Raw genomic sequence first — 14,652 nt, 5'->3', positions numbered from 1 at the left:
GGCGGACCGAAACGCCACGGCGCTTCCACCACCGGACTCTCGGCGCCGGAAATCCACGTGCGCCCGCCACATTACGGAAATTACAGTTGTAGTTGGCCCAGAAATACGGCTGTATCCCTGCCTGGTCCGTTGTTGACGCTCGCGACCTAAGGGGGAATTTCGCAGTGCCTGTCGGTATCGTCTGGATCGCGTTCGCCGCCCAAGCCGCCGCCGCGGCCTCTCCCGCCGCGCAACCTCCCGCCTCTCAAGCGCCGACCGCGAAGCCCTCAGCCGCCAAGCCCGCCGACGGCGCCAATGGCGTCAGCGCCGTGACCATCACGGCCGACGCTCCGACGGTGCGCACCTCGATCGACCGTCGCAGCTACAGCGTCTCTGGCGATCTGGCCGCGCAGTCGGGCGGCATCGCCGACGCCCTGCGCAACGTCCCTTCCGTGGAGGTCGACGTGCAAGGCAATGTCAGTATGCGCGGCGATCCCAACGTCACCATCCTGATCGACGGCAAGCCCTCGGGCCTGTTCAGCGGCGACGGGCGCGGTCAGGCGCTGCAGCAGATGCCGGCCGAGCGCATCGACCGCGTCGAGGTGATCACCAACCCCTCGGCCGAGTTCCGCGCCGACGGCACGGGCGGGGTCATCAACCTGATCACCAAGAAGGCCAAGGGCTCGGGCCGCACCAGCTCGATCCGCGTGACCGGCGGCGACCACGGCCGCGGCGGCCTGTCCGGGAATATCGGCTACAACAGCGGCAAGCTGGCGGCGTCGGGCGACCTGAACTACCGCAAGGACACCGCCGACCAGGCCGACTACGAGCGCCGCCAGCAGGCCAGTCTCGACAGCGAGACCAAAGGCGCCTCCGCGTTCGAGTTCGAGAGCCTGACCGGCCAGGGCACGGTCGACTACGACGTCTCCGACAAGCTGCGGATCGGCGGCGAGGCGCGGCTGTCACGCTTCAACCTGGCGGTCGACAGCACGGCCGACACCACGCGCGAGAACGCCGCCGGAGCGCTCATCCAGGCCTATCGGCGCGACCTCTCGATCCGCCAGAAACGCGAGAACGCGGCGATCGTCAGTAGCCTGCGCCGCAAGTTCGACGGCGACGGCCACGAGCTGTCGCTGCGGCTCAGCTACGACGTCACCGACGACAACCGCACGCGGACGGGCCACACCTTGGCGACCGTCCCGTCGGCGTCCAGCGCCTACGACCAGCAGCGGCTGGGCTACGACACCCGCCAGACCGACCTCAAGGGCGACTATGTCCGACCGATGGGTCCGGGCCAGACGCTGAAGCTGGGCTTTGATCTGCAGTTCGACGACAACGTCTACGACAATGTCGGCCTTCGCGGCGGGTCGCTGGGCGGCCTCACCGTCGATCCGGGCCTGACCAACAGGTTCTTCTACGAGCAGCAGCTATCCCAGGCCTATGTCACCTACGAGCGCCCGCTCGGCGACCTGACGATGCTCGCTGGCCTGCGCTACGAGCAGTCGAAGCTTGATCTCTCCTCGACGGGCCGCAAGACCGACAACGACACCACCCGGCTGATGCCCAGCCTGCACCTGTCCTACAAGCTGAACGACCAGCAGAAACTGACCGCCAGCTACAGCGAACGCCTGCAGCGCCCCGGCCCGTTCGACCTCAATCCCGTGCCGTTCCTGCTGGACCCGCTGAACTACCGGATCGGCAACCCGAACCTGAAGCCGCAGCAGACCCACTCGTTCGAGCTGGGCTGGCAGTACCGCAAGGCGCCGGTGATGGCCCTGGCCACCCTGTTCTACCGCGAGAACGACAAGGTGGTGACCGACGTCGTCACGGATCAAGGCGGCGGCGTCTTCGTCACCACCAAGGCCAATGTCGCCCAGACCCGCAACGGCGGCCTGGAACTGGTCCTGAACGGCAAACTGACGCCCAAGCTGACCTACAACCTCAGCGGCGCCCTGTTCTGGGCGCAGCTCGACGGCTCGAACCTGGGCTTTACCGACAAGCGCACGGGCACGACGGCCCAGGGCCGCGCCAGCCTGAGCTGGCAGGCCACGCCCAAGGATCTCCTGCAGGTCAACGGCGTCCTGGTCGGCAAGCGCCTTACGCCGCAAGGCTACGCCCTGCCCTTCTCGGGGATCGACCTGGGCTATCGCCGCAAGATCAGCGAGCAGCTGTCCCTGCTGGTCTCCGTCCAGGACGCCCTTGGCCTCTACCGCGACAAGCAGGTGATCGACACACCCGCGCTCAAGAGCCTGGTGGTCCGTGACCCCGACGCCCGCAATATCCGCATCACCCTGGCCTGGACCTTCGGGACCGGCAAGGGCCGCAAGGATCCAGGCTTCGAGTTCCAGAACCCAGGCGCGGGGCCTCAGTAGGGGAAGACGTTCAGCGCCAGCTGATCGCGGCCTGCTGAACCGTGGGCGTCTGGGCCAGGGTCACGACATCGGCGCCGTCGAGGCTGCAGCGGCCTCGGTCCTCGGCGCTCATCACGCAGTCGACGCGCCGGGAAAAGGCGGCGGCCATGAGGATCTTGCGGTCGATCGACGCCCCGCCGTCCAGCCGCACCAGCACCCAGTCGGAAGGCTTGGGTCCCAAGGCGACGCAGATCACGCCGGCGGCGGGAACCTCGAGCACCGGTCCGGAGACGGTCTCGCCCGCCATGGCCCGCGCCGAACAGGCCAGGGCCGGCGTCGCAGCGAGAACCGCGAAACCCACCACGAGGGCGGCGAAAAGAACTGCGGACGAGGTGGGGACGCGCATGCCGACGCTCCTGGCTGGCGCGTTAACAATTCCTGACGGGCGGCCCTGTTCCCGGCGCGCGGATCTTCGGCGTCCTAGCGCGGCTTCCAGCCCTCGGCGATCACCCCGATCTGCTTGTCCATCGCCGCCGACATCTGGGCCGCCGGCAGGTTTCCGCCCGCCGCTGCCGCCATGCGATAGTTCCAGGCGTATGAGGCCTTCAAGGTGTCGACGATGAGCTGCAGCTCGAGATCGGGACGAACCTCGCCCTTGCGCACGCCCTCTTCCAGCACGTCGAGCAGCATCTGGTTCAGGCGCGGATTGCGCCCGTAGGGCGTGACGCCCGGATCGTTGTTCGGATTGTACGAGGCCGCCACGTGGGCGAGGAACAGCTTCACCCGCCGGGTCTCGTACTCGTAGTGGATGGCGAAGATCGAGCACAGCTTGTCGGCCGTGCTGCCGCGCAGGAACGGCACCACGCGGTCGAACTCGGCATAGAGCTCGGCCAGTCGGTGGTCCATCACATGGCTCAGCACCTCGGCCTTGGAGGCGAAGGTCGTGAAGACGCTCCCGACGGAGACCCCCGCGCGCTCAGCGATGGCGCGGATGGTCGTCTCGTCGTAGCCGACCTCGTTGAAGAGGTCCCTGGCGGCTTCAAGCACCCGTTCCCGGGTCGCCGCCTTCTGATCAGTTCTTACGCCCACGCACGTCCCCCTCGAACACGCTAGCGTCGCTGTTACAAAGGCGCTCCGTTCCCCCGAACGGAGCGCCCAGTTTCGTTCGTCAGGCGCGAGCGCCCGCGAAGATGACCTTCAGTTGATCCGAAAGGCGCGCCAGCAGAGCTTCCACCGACCAGCCGTCGTAGACGGCGCGGCGATAGTTGGCGACATACACGTCCCAGCTCATCTCAGCCAAGAGCTTGGCGTCGATATCTTTTTTCAGCTGGCCTTGGTCGATGCCGCGTTGCAGGGCGTCGGCGATCAGACGGAACAGGTGCTTGATGTCGCCGCGCGCGCGGCGCTCGGCGGCTTCCGACCGGGTCCAGGACACCGCGATGCTGGCGCGCAGCAGCGGCAGTTGCTCGACGTGGAAGCCGTAGGCGACGCCAAACAGGCCCAGCAGGGCTTCGTCGACGGTCTTGGCGTTGCGCGAGGCCTGGGTCATCTGGGCATAGATGACTTCGTAGTCGGCGGTCAGGATTTCTTCGAACAGCTCCGACTTGTCGGCGAAGCTGGCGAACACGGCGCCGGTCGACATGCCGGCCGCCTGAGCGATATCCCGGATGGTCGCGCCTTCGTAGCCGCGCTCGCTGAACAGGCTGCGGGCGGCAGCCAGGACGCGTTCACGGGTGCGCTGCTTGGCGAGGGCCCGGCGGGTCAGCTTCACCGGAGAGTCGGTGGCGGACTCGATGTTTACGGACACAAAGCTCATGCGGCGGCCTCCAGGCGGGCGAGAGCCGCTTCGGCGCGCTTCTCGAATTCGATGCAGTACTCGTCGACGACATTCTGAAGGACGTCGGCGTAACGACGGGCCAGTTGACGGCCATCCTGCGCGGCGTCGCGCAGGTCAGTGATCAGTTGGTGGACTTCGGCCAGGGCATCTTCGCGATCGGACGCGGAGAGCGCAGCGTTGGTCGAGAGCAGAGCGCTCTGGGCCATTGCAGTTAACTCCTACCCCCGCTGGGGTGAGTGAAAAGCGTTGAACGATCCGCGGTGGGGGAGGTTGATCATGTTCAACGAACGCGCACTGAAAAATAGGAAGCGGGCGCAATAACGCTAGGGGGAGACCATTGCAACCGCGAAAATGAACTCAAATCGCCGAACAAGGGGCGCGGGATATAGATATGGGAGCGCTCTCAAAGCGTCACTGCGACAAATCCGCTCAACGAACAGGTTCGCCGAATTGACTCAACGGACCGAGGTCATCGAACCAAGTCGCCGTTCGCAGCGGTGACCGCCCCGCGCTTTCCAACTGACGCCCCCTTATGGCTACGGTCGCTATGGCGCGGCTTGACGCAACGCCCTATTCTCCGAGGCCATGAGCCACCTGTTCGATTTCCTCGTCCCAGCCGCGCTATTGGCGGTTCTGCTCGCCTTGGCCGCGGGGCTTTACGCCCTGTTTCGCGGCGGCGACTTTGGCCGTTCGTACTCCAACAAACTGATGCGACTGCGGGTGTTGCTGCAGTTCATCGCCATCATCGTACTGGTGGCCGCCGCGTTCTGGTGGCGGCGTGGCGGCGCGTAGGTAGGCTGCTTCGCCGAAACGGAGTCCGCGACGAATGGTCACGCTCAATCGCATCTATACCCGCACCGGCGACGGCGGCTCGACGCGCCTGGCCACCGGCGCGCCGGTCAGCAAGGCCTCGCTGCGGGTCGAAGCCTATGGCGGGGTCGACGAGACCAACGCCACGATCGGCGTTGCGAGGCAGCACACCAGCGCCGATCCGACGCTCGACGCCATGCTGGAGCGAATCCAGAACGACCTGTTCGACCTGGGCGCGGACCTGGCCACGCCAGAGCAGCACGGCAAGCCCGAATGGGAGCCGCTGCGTATCCTCGAAGGCCAGGTCGAGCGGCTGGAGCAGGAGATCGACCTGCTGAACGGCGAGATGTCGGCCTTGACCTCGTTCGTGCTTCCCGCCGGGTCGCCGGCGGCGGCCGCCCTGCACGTGGCGCGCACCGTCTGCCGCCGGGCTGAACGCACCTGCGTGGCGCTGTCGGAAACCGAGGGCGAGATCGTCGGAAAGCCGGCGATCAAGTACCTGAACCGACTGTCGGATCTTCTGTTCGTCGCCGCGCGCTGGAGCAACGACAAGGGCCGCGCCGACGTCCTGTGGAAGCCGGGCGCGACGCGGTAGCGCCTACTTCTTTGCAGGAGCGGCCGGGGTCGCCGCGGGCGCGGCAGGCGCCTCGCCATTGATCGGCGGCACGTTCAGCGGGCGGCGCGTCAGGGTCTCGATCGAATAGACCCGCCCGCACTTCATCCACTTCCCGGCCCAGGGACGGCCCTGCTCCTCGCACTTCGCCTTCGGCCACACCCACACGACGTGGTAGGTCAGGGCGGCGCCGCTCAGCAGCACGAACAGGCCCAGGAAGATGTACTTCAGGCGCGTGAAAGTCTTGTTCATGGGCGCCCCTTAGCGCCTTTCCGCACGTAAGGGAATTGGCTCAGCCGATGCGGGCGACTCGCGAAGCGCTTGAAATCGTACAACCGTTTGAACCATACCCGACTTTACGTATTACGCTTACGCAAAGGGAAACTTGCATTGCGGCGCCGAAGCGGTAAGTCGGAGGCCAAGCATGGATAAAAAGCAGCCTGGAGGCGGTGGAAACCGATGAAGGTCCTAGTCCCGGTCAAACGGGTTATCGATTACAACGTCAAGGCCCGCGTGAAGGCGGACCAGACCGGTGTCGACCTTGCGAACGTCAAGATGTCGATGAATCCCTTCTGCGAGATCGCGGTCGAAGAAGCCGTGCGTCTCAAGGAAAAGGGCGTGGCGACCGAGGTCGTCATCGTCAGCATCGGTCCGGCGCAAGCTCAGGAAACGATCCGCACGGCCCTGGCCATGGGCGGCGATCGCGGCGTTCTGATCACCACCGACGCCGATCCCGAGCCGCTGGCCGTGGCCAAGCTGCTGGCGGCCGTCGTGGCTGAAGAGAATCCGAACCTGGTTCTGATGGGCAAGCAGGCGATCGACGGCGACAACAACGCCGTTGGCCAGATGCTGTCGGCCCTGCTGGGCTGGCCGCAGGCGACCTACGCCTCGGCCATCGAGGTTTCGGGCGCGACCGCCAAGGTCACCCGCGAAGTCGACGGCGGCCTGCAGGTCCTGGACGTCGATCTTCCGGCTGTGATCACCGCCGACCTGCGCCTGAACGAGCCGCGCTACGCGTCTCTGCCCAACATCATGAAGGCCAAGAAGAAGGAGATCGTCTCCAAGACGGTCGCCGACTACGGCGTCGACATCGCGCCGCGCCTGAAGGTGGTCAAGGTCACCGAGCCGGCCAAGCGCTCGGCCGGCATCAAGGTCGAAACCGCCGCCGATCTGGTCTCCAAGCTCAACACCGCGGGGGTGCTGTAATGGCTGTTCTCGTCGTCGCCGATAACGACAACGCGCACCTGCGCGACGCCACCCATAAAACCGTCACCGCCGCCCTGAAGATCTCGGGCGACGTCGACGTTCTGGTCCTGGGTTCGGGCGCCAAGGGCGTGGCCGACCAAGCGGCCAAGATCGCCGGCGTCCGCAAGGTGCTGCTGGCCGAGTCCGACGCCCTGGGTCACGGCATCGCCGAAGCCCAGGCCGACGCCGTTCTGGCCCTGGCGGGCAACTACGACGCGATCCTGGTTCCGGCCACCTCGGGCGGCAAGAACTTCGCCCCGCGCGTCGCGGCGAAGCTGGACGTCGCCCCGATCTCGGACATTGTCGAAGTCGTCTCGGCCGACACCTTCACGCGCCCGATCTACGCCGGCAACGCGCTGGAGACCGTCCAGTCGTCCGACGCCAAGAAGGTGATCACCGTCCGTCCGACCGCCTTCGCGGCGGCGGCGGAAGGCGGCAGCGCCTCGGTGGAAACCGTGGGCGGCGCCGACGCCACGACCCGCTTCGTCAGCGAAGAGATGGTCAAATCGGATCGTCCGGAACTGGCCGCGGCCAAGATCGTCGTCTCGGGCGGTCGCGCCATGGGCTCGGCCGAGGAGTTCCAGCGCGTGATCGAGCCCCTGGCCGACAAGCTGGGCGCCGCCGTCGGCGCCTCGCGCGCGGCCGTCGACGCGGGCTACGCCCCGAACGACTACCAGGTCGGCCAGACCGGCAAGGTCGTCGCCCCGGCGCTGTACGTCGCCATCGGCATCTCGGGCGCCATCCAGCACCTGGCCGGCATGAAGGACTCCAAGGTGATCGTCGCGATCAACAAGGACGCCGACGCGCCGATCTTCCAGGTCGCCGACTTCGGCCTCGTGGCCGACTACAAGACGGCGGTGCCGGAACTGATGGACGCCCTGACGGCGGCGGGCAAGTAAGCCCAGCCCCTACAGGCTTCTGAATAACCGAAAGGCCCGGAGGAAACTCCGGGCCTTTCTTGTTGGGCGGGGCGCGAGTCTAGGTCTTCAGCTTCTTCCTCCGGGCGCCGGCCTTACCGATCGCGGCGGTTAGGCGCTCGCGGATCTCGGCGGCTTGCTCGGCCGTCAGGAGCCGCTTCGGCAGGAAGTTCAGGATGGCGTCGCTCTGGAACAGCACCAGGGTCTTGTCGTCCTCCAGCCAGCGGACGTAGTCGCCCCAGGCCAGTTGGCTATGACCCGTGTCGCTGGTGACACGCAGGCCGTCTTGATCCCACGCAAAGGTGATCTCGCTCCCGAATGCCTTCTGCTGGCCGAATATCTTCTTGGCGCGGCGCGGCAGCAGCACAAGGCTCTGCAGGAGATTGGCGCCGAATAGCAGGACGGCCACGACCAGAATGGTGACGTTCTGAAAGACGGCTGACCAGCCGTAGTAGGTCACCGTCCCCCAGGCCTGCAGGAGGAAGATCGCGAGCAGCAACGCCGGCATGAGCCTCGACAGCCGCATCATGAAGCTCTTGCGCAGCTGCAGCCGCCAAGCCTCGAGCATATCCTGTGACGTGAGCTTGGCGACGACGGACGACAGGGCGACTCCGGAAAACCCTTCGCCGCAGCCCTAACCGAGCACACCGTCCGCGCCAAGCTCAAGCCGCTTGCTGCAGGCGCGGCGCCACCCCCACCTCCGCCACCGGCACAGCCAGCCCCCGCATCGTCTCGCGCACAGCCACGTCGAGCGGGGTGCGGGGCTCCTCGCCCAGAAAGCCGACCAGGCGGCGATTGTCGAGGCGGACGGGTTCGCGCCAGAACGGCCTCATCTCGGTCAGTTCGCGAAAGGTCTCGTTGAACAGTCCCACGATCGGAACCAGGCCCCAGGGCAGGCGGAACACGTTGGGACGCTTCAGACCCGCCGCGCGGGCGATGGCGCCGACCACGGCGGTCCCGTCAGCGTCCCAGACCCCGCCGAAATGGAAGCGGGCGAAGGCCGGCAGTTCGGCCTCCCGATCGGCCAGGCGCGCGAAGGTCTCGCCGACGTCGGGCAGATAGGCCCAGGCATGGCCGACGCCCTTGTCGCCCGGATAGAGGATGGTCTTCACCGGCTTGCCCGGCGTGACCATGCCCGAGGCGAACCAGCTATTCGTCGTTGAGCGCGGCCCAAAATAGTCGCCGGCCCGCAGGATCAGTGAGCGCACGCCGCTGGCGGCGGCCGCTTCGAGCCGGGCCTCCATCTCGACGCGGATCTTGCCCTTACGGGTGAAGGCGCGCTGCGGCGTGGTCTCGTCGATCAGGGCGTGGGCGGCCGGATCGTAGTTGTAGATCGTGCCGGGCAGCAGGATCCGCGCCCCGCTGGCGCGGGCGGCGGCGATGCTGTTGTCGATCATCGGCAGGACCAGTTTCTTCCAGCCGCGATAGCCGGGCGGGTTGACCGCGTGGACGATGATCGACGCGCCCTTGGCCGCGGCGACCACGGCGGCGCGGTCCATCACGTCGCCCTGGATGTACTCGAAGTCCGGGCGCGTGGCCTTGCTCAGGTCGCGGACCAGAGCGCGGACGGTCCAGCCGCGGCGGACCAGGGCGGCGGCGGTCTCTCCGCCCGCGCCGCCATTGGCGCCGAGGACGAGAGCGATGCGGCTGGAGGGGGTCATCGGGCGTCTCCGTGAATGTCGATGACCAGAAGATGCGCCGCGCGCTCCTTGATAGAAATTGCCGAGAATGATTGATCGGCCTATCAGAAATGAATGAACCCTGATCCGCCCGACGCCATTGACTGGGAGCGCCAGCGCGCCTTCCTGGCTGTGATCGACACCGGCAGCCTGTCGGCCGCCGCCCGCCAGCTGGGCGCGGCCCAGCCCACGGTGCGGCGACGGATCGAGGATCTGGAGGCCCAACTGGGCGTAGCCCTCTTCACCCGCTCGCCCTCGGGTCTGACGCCGACGACGCTGGGCAAGGACCTGGCCCAGCACGCCCGGGCCATGGCGCTGGCCGCCGCCTCCCTGGCCCGCGCTGCCTCCGCCGAGGCGGGCGCGGCGTCGGGCGTGGTGCGGATCACCGCCAGTGAGGTGGTCGGCATGGAAGTGCTGCCCGCGACCCTGGCCGACTTGCGCGAGACGCATCCGGGCCTGGTCTTTGAGCTGGCCCTGACCAATCGCAGCGAGGACCTGCTGCGCCGCGAGGCCGACATCGCCGTGCGGATGGTCCGCCCCACCCAGGAGGCGCTGGTCGCCAAGCGGGTCGGCGCCATCAGCCTCGGCATGTTCGCCCACAAGCGCGTGCTGGACGCCTGGGGCCGGCCGACGACCATGGAACAGGCGCGCGGGATGCCGTTGATCGGCTACGAGAGCGAGACGATCGGCGTTCGGGCGGTCAAGGCCATGGGCCTTGGGGTGGATCTGCGAGTCGAGGATTTCGCCTTCCGCACCGACAACGACGTGGCCCAGCTGGCGGCGATCCGGGCGGGGTTGGGCCTGGGCATCTGCCAGGTCGGCCTGGCCGCGCGCGATCCCATGCTGGAGCGGGTGATGGCCGACACCTTCGCCATCGACCTGGAGACCTTCGTGGTCACGCATGAGGATCTGAAGGACGTCCGCCGGGTGCGGCTGGTCTTCGACGCCCTGGTCGACGGCTTGACCCGCTATGCCAGAGTCGGAATATAGTTTAAACTGTACGAGTTTCCACCTAAAGTGGACTGGCGATTCGTGCAATCGTGCTGGAGGCGCCCGCGGCGCGTTGAGTGGGTGGAGTAACGATGGTGGCCGGCGTTTCCGATAGCTCGGCCCTCTCCAGCCTGCCCGCGGCCCGCATCGCGACACTGAGCGCCGCGGCCCTGGCCGAGGCTCCGCCGTCTGAATTCGCCAAGCTGACCAAGGCTCAGGTCGCGGCGATCTCGGCTACGGCCATAAGCGGCCTGACCGCCGAGCAGTTCGCCAGGTTCGACAAGACCCAGCTGTCGGCCCTGACCACTACCCAGCTGCCGCGCTTGTCCTCGGCCGTCGCCTTCAGCGCCGATCAGTTGAAACTGCTGAACGCCGTTCAGGTGCAGGCCCTGTCGGGCACGACGATCGCGCAGCTCAGCACCACCACTCTGGACAGCCTGGCCCTGACCCAGATCGTCGCCCTGTCCTCGGCGGCGGTCTCGGCCCTGTCGCGCGACCAGGTCCAGAGCCTGTCGCTGGCCCAGGTGCGGTCCTTGACCCCGACCCAGCTGCGGCAGCTGCCCGCGTCCGACATCGGCGAGTTCAGCAACCAGCAGCTCTCGGCCCTCAGCGCCACCCAGATCGGCGGCCTGACCCAGACGCAGTTCGCCAGCCTGTCGGCCGATCAGGTCAAGGCTCTGAGCCCCGCCCAGTTCGCCGGCCTGTCGGTGCCGACCCTTAAAGGCCTGAGCGCCGACGCCATCGCCCTGACGACCCCCGAACAGTGGGCCGCCGCCAGCACCCTGCAGATGTCGGCCCTGACCGCCAGCCAGCTCAAGGCCCTGGGCCCCGAGCGGATCGCCGCGCTGAAGCCGGCCCAGATCCGCGCCCTGCCTTCCGCCGAGATCGGCCGCGCCGGGGCCGATTTCCTGAACCAGCTGACGCCGGCCCAGATCGCCGGCCTGACCGGCAACCACACGAGCGGCCTGTCGGTCACCGCGGTCGACGCCCTCAAGCCCGAACTGCTGGCGGCCATGGACCCGGTGGCGATCGGCGGGCTGTCGGCCACGGCCTTCTCCAGTCTCGACGCCACCCATGTGGCCGCGCTCACCGCCAGCCAGATCGCCCGCCTGCGGACCGAGCAGCTGAAGGGCCTGAACGGCGACGACTTCAACGAGTTCACGCGCGCCCAGCTGAAGGCCTTCACCGCCGCCCAGATCCGCGAGCTGCCGCCCGAGCGGCTGGCGGCGATGTCGGACGAGAACTTCGCCGCATTCACCCCGACCCAGATCAAGGCCCTGCTGCCGCTGCAGGTGAAGGCGCTGTCGACCAGCGACCTGGCCGCCATGACGTCCGAACAGGTCGGGGCCATGACCTTCGACCAGATCGGCGCCCTGTCGGGAACCCAGTTCGCGACGCTGCGTAGCGTCGCCTCGCTCACCAGTCTGCAGCTGAAGGGCGTCACGGCCACGCAGATGAAGGCGCTGACGCCCACCGACATCGGCCGGCTGACCGCCACCGAGGTGGCCGCGCTGAGCGCCACGCAGGTCGGCGGCCTGACGCCCGAGGCGCTGTCGGCCCTGAACGCCACCCAGTCGGCCCGGCTCAACGTCGTGCAGATGCGCGGCCTGACGACCACCCAGCTGAAGGGCCTGACGGACGGCGACGTCGACGAGCTGAGCGCGGCCCAGATCGGCGCGCTGGACGGGACCCAGGTCGGCGTCCTGGTCCCGCACCTGTCGACCACGGCCGTCAGCATCCTGGGCAGCACCCAGGTCGGCAAGATGTCGACCACGGCGCTGGACAGCCTGAGCACCGCCCAGATCGCGGCCCTGGGCGCCGCCCAACTGCGCGGTCTGACCACCGACCAGATGGCCGGTCTGCCGTCCGACGTCGCCTCCAACCTGACCGCCACCCAGCTGGGCAGCCTGAACGCCAGCCAGCTGGGCGCGCTGTCGGTGACCAATCTGGGCCGCTTGAGCCCCGAGAGCCTGCAGCAGCTGACCAGCGCCCAGTTGCGCGGCCTGACGTCGACGCAGCTGAAGGGTTTCGCGACGACGATGTTCGGCGTCCTGGCTCCCACCCAGATCGCCGCCCTGACCGGCATACAGCTAGGGGCCCTGAGCCCGGAGACGATCGGCAATCTCAACGCCACCCAATGGGCGGGGCTGGCGATCACCCAGGTGCAGGGCCTCACCGCCACTCAGCTGGGCGGCCTGGACGCGACCGACCTCACCTATCTCAGCACCACCCAGTGGACCGGCCTGCGCGCCAGCCAGCTGGCGGGCCTGAGCGGCACGGCGGCGGCGGCGATCGAGACGGAACGTCTGCGCCTGCTGACCCCCGCCCAGATCGGCGGCCTGTCGGCGACCGCCTTCTCGGCCCTGGACGCCGCGCGTGTCGCGGCCCTGACCACCACGCAGATCGGCGGCCTGAACGCCACCCAGTTGCGCGGCCTGACGCCTGAGGACATCGGCGAGCTCAGCACAACCCAGGTTGGCGCCATCGCCGCGTCGCAGCTGGGCGGCCTCTCGGCTACGGACGTGGCGGCCCTCAAGCCCGACCAGCTGGCCGCCCTGAGCACCGCCCAGGTCCGCGCCCTGGTCCCGTCGCAGATCTCGGCCCTGCAATCGACCCAGCTCGGCGGGCTGTCGGCCACCCAGCTGGCGTCGCTCAGTTCGATCCAGGTCGGGGCCCTGGCCAGCGACGCCTTGCCGGCGCTGAGCGCCACCCAGGTGGCCGGGTTCACCTCGGCGCAGCTCGCGGGCCTTTCGACCACCCAGGCGGGGAGCATGACCGGCGATCAGCTGTCCGCCCTGGCCGTCACCCAGGTCGGCAGCCTCTCCAGTTCGTTCCTGTCGGCCCTGACGCCCACGGCCTTCGCCGCGCTCAGCGCCACCCAGGTGGCCCGCTTGTCGGCGGCGCAGGTGCAGAGCCTCAGCACCACCCAGATCGCAAGCCTGTCGACCACCGACTTCGCAGAGCTATCCGCCACCCAGGTCGACGGCCTGACTCCCTCGCAGCTGGGCGCGCTGTCGACAACCAACGTCGGCGGCCTGAGCACGACGGCCATTGCGGACCTCACGGCCGCCCAGTTCGCGGGCCTGTCGCCGACCCAGCTCGCGGTGTTGCCCGACAGCGTCTTCAAGGGCCGCCTGTCGACGCTCAGCGCCACCCAGATGGCGGGCCTGTCTGGCGCGTTCATCGCCAACCTCACCTCGACCGAGGTCGCCAACCTGAACCCGACCCAGCTGGGGGCCCTGTCGCCCACGGCCTTCGCGGCCCTGGGAACCTCGCGCCTGACCAGCCTGACCACCAGCCAGGTCACGGGCCTGTCGACTACCCAGGTGGCCAGCCTCGACGCCACCGCCTTCGGGGCGCTGAGCACAACCCAGGTGGCCGTGTTGTCCGGGACGCAGATCGGCGCGGTCAGCGGCGACATTCTCTCGGCCCTGGACGCCACCCAGTTCGCCCGCCTGACCACCGCCCAGGTGCGCGGCCTGACGACCAGCCAGATCGAGCGGTTCAGCAGCGCCGACATCGGCGAGTTCACCGCCAGCCAGATCGGCGCCCTGGGCGCCGGCCAGCTGGAAAGCTTCTCAGCCGCCGACATCTCGGCCCTGAACATCACCCAGGTGGCGGCCCTCTCGGCCGGCCAGATCTCGGCGCTGACGCCGGTGCAGGTGCGCGGCCTGACCCCAACCGACATCGGCGAGTTCAACCGCACCCAGGTCGCGGCCCTGACCAACACCCAGATCAGCGCGCTGTCGCTGGCGGCGCTGAACGGCATGAGCAACGATCAGTTCGGCAGCCTGTCGGCGACCCAGGTGCGCGGCTTCTCGGGCGAACAGCTGACGGCGTTTGGGGCCGAGGGCCTGGCGCGTCTGTCCGGCGCCCAGCTCGGAGCCCTGACCACCACCCAGGTCGGCCAGCTGCCGGCCGTGTCGATCCGCAGCCTGACCGGCGATCAGATCGGCCAGATCATGCCCAGCCAGATCTCGGGCTTCACCAGCGAACAGATCGCCGCCTTCAGCCCAAGCCAGCTGAGCGGCCTGTCACGCGCCCAGGTCAACAAGCTCACCGCCGCCCAACTGGACGCCATGAGCCCCGCACAACTGGAGGCCATCGGCCTCTAAGCTTCCCCCTGCACTTTGGGCCGCTGTGGCTTCGGCGCCACCATCACACGCGCGTCGCACATCCGTCGCGGAGCCGTCTCACGGCGTCCCTATCCCCGCCCCATCGGATCCTTGTG

General features: G+C 68.1%; 14 protein-coding genes. 7 read left to right on the top strand and 7 right to left on the bottom strand.

Annotated features, from left to right (window positions below):
- Positions 1 to 164: 164 nt before the first annotated feature.
- Positions 165 to 2,351, top strand: a complete 2,187-nt coding sequence (locus CSW62_RS03035; protein ID WP_143324323.1) for an outer membrane beta-barrel family protein — start codon at positions 165 to 167, stop codon at positions 2,349 to 2,351.
- A gap of 10 nt (positions 2,352 to 2,361) precedes the next feature.
- On the opposite strand, the gene CSW62_RS03030 is transcribed toward CSW62_RS03035, so the two are convergent.
- The 4 genes from CSW62_RS03030 to CSW62_RS03015 all read right to left on the bottom strand — a co-directional run bounded on the left by CSW62_RS03030 (position 2,362) and on the right by CSW62_RS03015 (position 4,373).
- Entirely contained in the window at positions 2,362 to 2,736 is a 375-nt protein-coding gene (locus CSW62_RS03030) for a hypothetical protein (RefSeq protein WP_099575725.1), read from the bottom strand.
- 74 nt (positions 2,737 to 2,810) lie between these two features.
- Positions 2,811 to 3,419, bottom strand: a complete 609-nt coding sequence (locus CSW62_RS03025) for a TetR/AcrR family transcriptional regulator (RefSeq protein ID WP_099575724.1) — start codon at positions 3,417 to 3,419, stop codon at positions 2,811 to 2,813.
- A gap of 79 nt (positions 3,420 to 3,498) precedes the next feature.
- Complete coding sequence (locus CSW62_RS03020; RefSeq protein WP_099575723.1) at positions 3,499 to 4,146, bottom strand: TetR/AcrR family transcriptional regulator; 648 nt, start codon at positions 4,144 to 4,146, stop codon at positions 3,499 to 3,501.
- Positions 4,143 to 4,373 carry a hypothetical protein gene (locus CSW62_RS03015; protein WP_099575722.1) on the bottom strand — a complete coding sequence of 77 codons (231 nt, stop codon included), beginning with the start codon at positions 4,371 to 4,373 and terminating at the stop codon, positions 4,143 to 4,145. The genes CSW62_RS03020 and CSW62_RS03015 overlap by 4 nt, the downstream gene beginning before the upstream one ends.
- A 379-nt stretch (positions 4,374 to 4,752) precedes the next feature.
- Here CSW62_RS03015 and CSW62_RS03010 point away from each other — a divergent pair, with 379 nt between their 5' ends.
- Both CSW62_RS03010 and CSW62_RS03005 read left to right on the top strand, forming a co-directional pair.
- Positions 4,753 to 4,959, top strand: coding sequence for a twin transmembrane helix small protein (locus CSW62_RS03010; RefSeq protein ID WP_099575721.1), 207 nt, complete (start codon positions 4,753 to 4,755; stop codon positions 4,957 to 4,959).
- A gap of 34 nt (positions 4,960 to 4,993) precedes the next feature.
- Positions 4,994 to 5,572: a cob(I)yrinic acid a,c-diamide adenosyltransferase gene (locus CSW62_RS03005; RefSeq protein ID WP_099575720.1), complete on the top strand. Its 579-nt coding sequence runs from the start codon at positions 4,994 to 4,996 to the stop codon at positions 5,570 to 5,572.
- 3 nt (positions 5,573 to 5,575) lie between these two features.
- Here the strand turns inward: CSW62_RS03005 and CSW62_RS03000 are convergent, their stop codons facing one another.
- On the bottom strand, positions 5,576 to 5,842 hold the full coding sequence (locus CSW62_RS03000) for a hypothetical protein (RefSeq protein WP_099575719.1): 267 nt from the start codon (positions 5,840 to 5,842) through the stop codon (positions 5,576 to 5,578).
- Between the two features lie 207 nt (positions 5,843 to 6,049).
- Here CSW62_RS03000 and CSW62_RS02995 point away from each other — a divergent pair, with 207 nt between their 5' ends.
- Together CSW62_RS02995 and CSW62_RS02990 are read left to right on the top strand one after the other, a co-directional pair.
- Positions 6,050 to 6,796, top strand: coding sequence for an electron transfer flavoprotein subunit beta/FixA family protein (locus CSW62_RS02995; protein WP_099575718.1), 747 nt, complete (start codon positions 6,050 to 6,052; stop codon positions 6,794 to 6,796).
- Positions 6,796 to 7,734 carry an electron transfer flavoprotein subunit alpha/FixB family protein gene (locus CSW62_RS02990; protein ID WP_099575717.1) on the top strand — a complete coding sequence of 313 codons (939 nt, stop codon included), beginning with the start codon at positions 6,796 to 6,798 and terminating at the stop codon, positions 7,732 to 7,734. The genes CSW62_RS02995 and CSW62_RS02990 overlap by 1 nt, the downstream gene beginning before the upstream one ends.
- A gap of 79 nt (positions 7,735 to 7,813) precedes the next feature.
- On the opposite strand, the gene CSW62_RS02985 is transcribed toward CSW62_RS02990, so the two are convergent.
- Positions 7,814 to 8,320, bottom strand: coding sequence for a YcxB family protein (locus CSW62_RS02985; protein ID WP_099575716.1), 507 nt, complete (start codon positions 8,318 to 8,320; stop codon positions 7,814 to 7,816).
- Positions 8,321 to 8,414: 94 nt separating this feature from the next.
- Positions 8,415 to 9,413, bottom strand: a complete 999-nt coding sequence (locus CSW62_RS02980) for an NAD(P)H-binding protein (RefSeq protein WP_099575715.1) — start codon at positions 9,411 to 9,413, stop codon at positions 8,415 to 8,417.
- Between the two features lie 93 nt (positions 9,414 to 9,506).
- On the opposite strand from CSW62_RS02980, the gene CSW62_RS02975 reads away from it, so the two are divergent.
- Together CSW62_RS02975 and CSW62_RS02970 are read left to right on the top strand one after the other, a co-directional pair.
- The gene (locus CSW62_RS02975) at positions 9,507 to 10,421 is read left to right on the top strand and encodes a LysR family transcriptional regulator (protein ID WP_099575714.1); all 915 of its coding nucleotides are present in this window, start codon (positions 9,507 to 9,509) and stop codon (positions 10,419 to 10,421) included.
- A 92-nt stretch (positions 10,422 to 10,513) separates the two neighbouring features.
- Positions 10,514 to 14,536, top strand: coding sequence for an ice nucleation protein (locus CSW62_RS02970; protein ID WP_099575713.1), 4,023 nt, complete (start codon positions 10,514 to 10,516; stop codon positions 14,534 to 14,536).
- Positions 14,537 to 14,652 lie beyond the last annotated feature (116 nt).

The sequence above is a fragment of the Caulobacter sp. FWC2 genome (assembly GCF_002742625.1).
In the GTDB taxonomy this organism is placed as follows: domain Bacteria; phylum Pseudomonadota; class Alphaproteobacteria; order Caulobacterales; family Caulobacteraceae; genus Caulobacter.
Note: the sequence above shows the minus strand (reverse complement) of the source record. Positions and strands in the feature narration are given on the sequence as shown.

Coding starts and splice junctions, on each gene's coding strand:
- CSW62_RS03020 (WP_099575723.1), bottom strand. CDS start 4,146: ATGAGCTTTGTGTCCGTAAACATCGAGTCCGCCACCGACTCTCCGGTG.
- CSW62_RS02980 (WP_099575715.1), bottom strand. CDS start 9,413: ATGACCCCCTCCAGCCGCATCGCTCTCGTCCTCGGCGCCAATGGCGGC.
- CSW62_RS03030 (WP_099575725.1), bottom strand. CDS start 2,736: ATGCGCGTCCCCACCTCGTCCGCAGTTCTTTTCGCCGCCCTCGTGGTG.
- CSW62_RS02995 (WP_099575718.1), top strand. CDS start 6,050: ATGAAGGTCCTAGTCCCGGTCAAACGGGTTATCGATTACAACGTCAAG.
- CSW62_RS03000 (WP_099575719.1), bottom strand. CDS start 5,842: ATGAACAAGACTTTCACGCGCCTGAAGTACATCTTCCTGGGCCTGTTC.
- CSW62_RS03005 (WP_099575720.1), top strand. CDS start 4,994: ATGGTCACGCTCAATCGCATCTATACCCGCACCGGCGACGGCGGCTCG.
- CSW62_RS02975 (WP_099575714.1), top strand. CDS start 9,507: ATGAACCCTGATCCGCCCGACGCCATTGACTGGGAGCGCCAGCGCGCC.
- CSW62_RS02990 (WP_099575717.1), top strand. CDS start 6,796: ATGGCTGTTCTCGTCGTCGCCGATAACGACAACGCGCACCTGCGCGAC.
- CSW62_RS03010 (WP_099575721.1), top strand. CDS start 4,753: ATGAGCCACCTGTTCGATTTCCTCGTCCCAGCCGCGCTATTGGCGGTT.
- CSW62_RS02985 (WP_099575716.1), bottom strand. CDS start 8,320: ATGCTCGAGGCTTGGCGGCTGCAGCTGCGCAAGAGCTTCATGATGCGG.
- CSW62_RS02970 (WP_099575713.1), top strand. CDS start 10,514: ATGGTGGCCGGCGTTTCCGATAGCTCGGCCCTCTCCAGCCTGCCCGCG.
- CSW62_RS03015 (WP_099575722.1), bottom strand. CDS start 4,373: ATGGCCCAGAGCGCTCTGCTCTCGACCAACGCTGCGCTCTCCGCGTCC.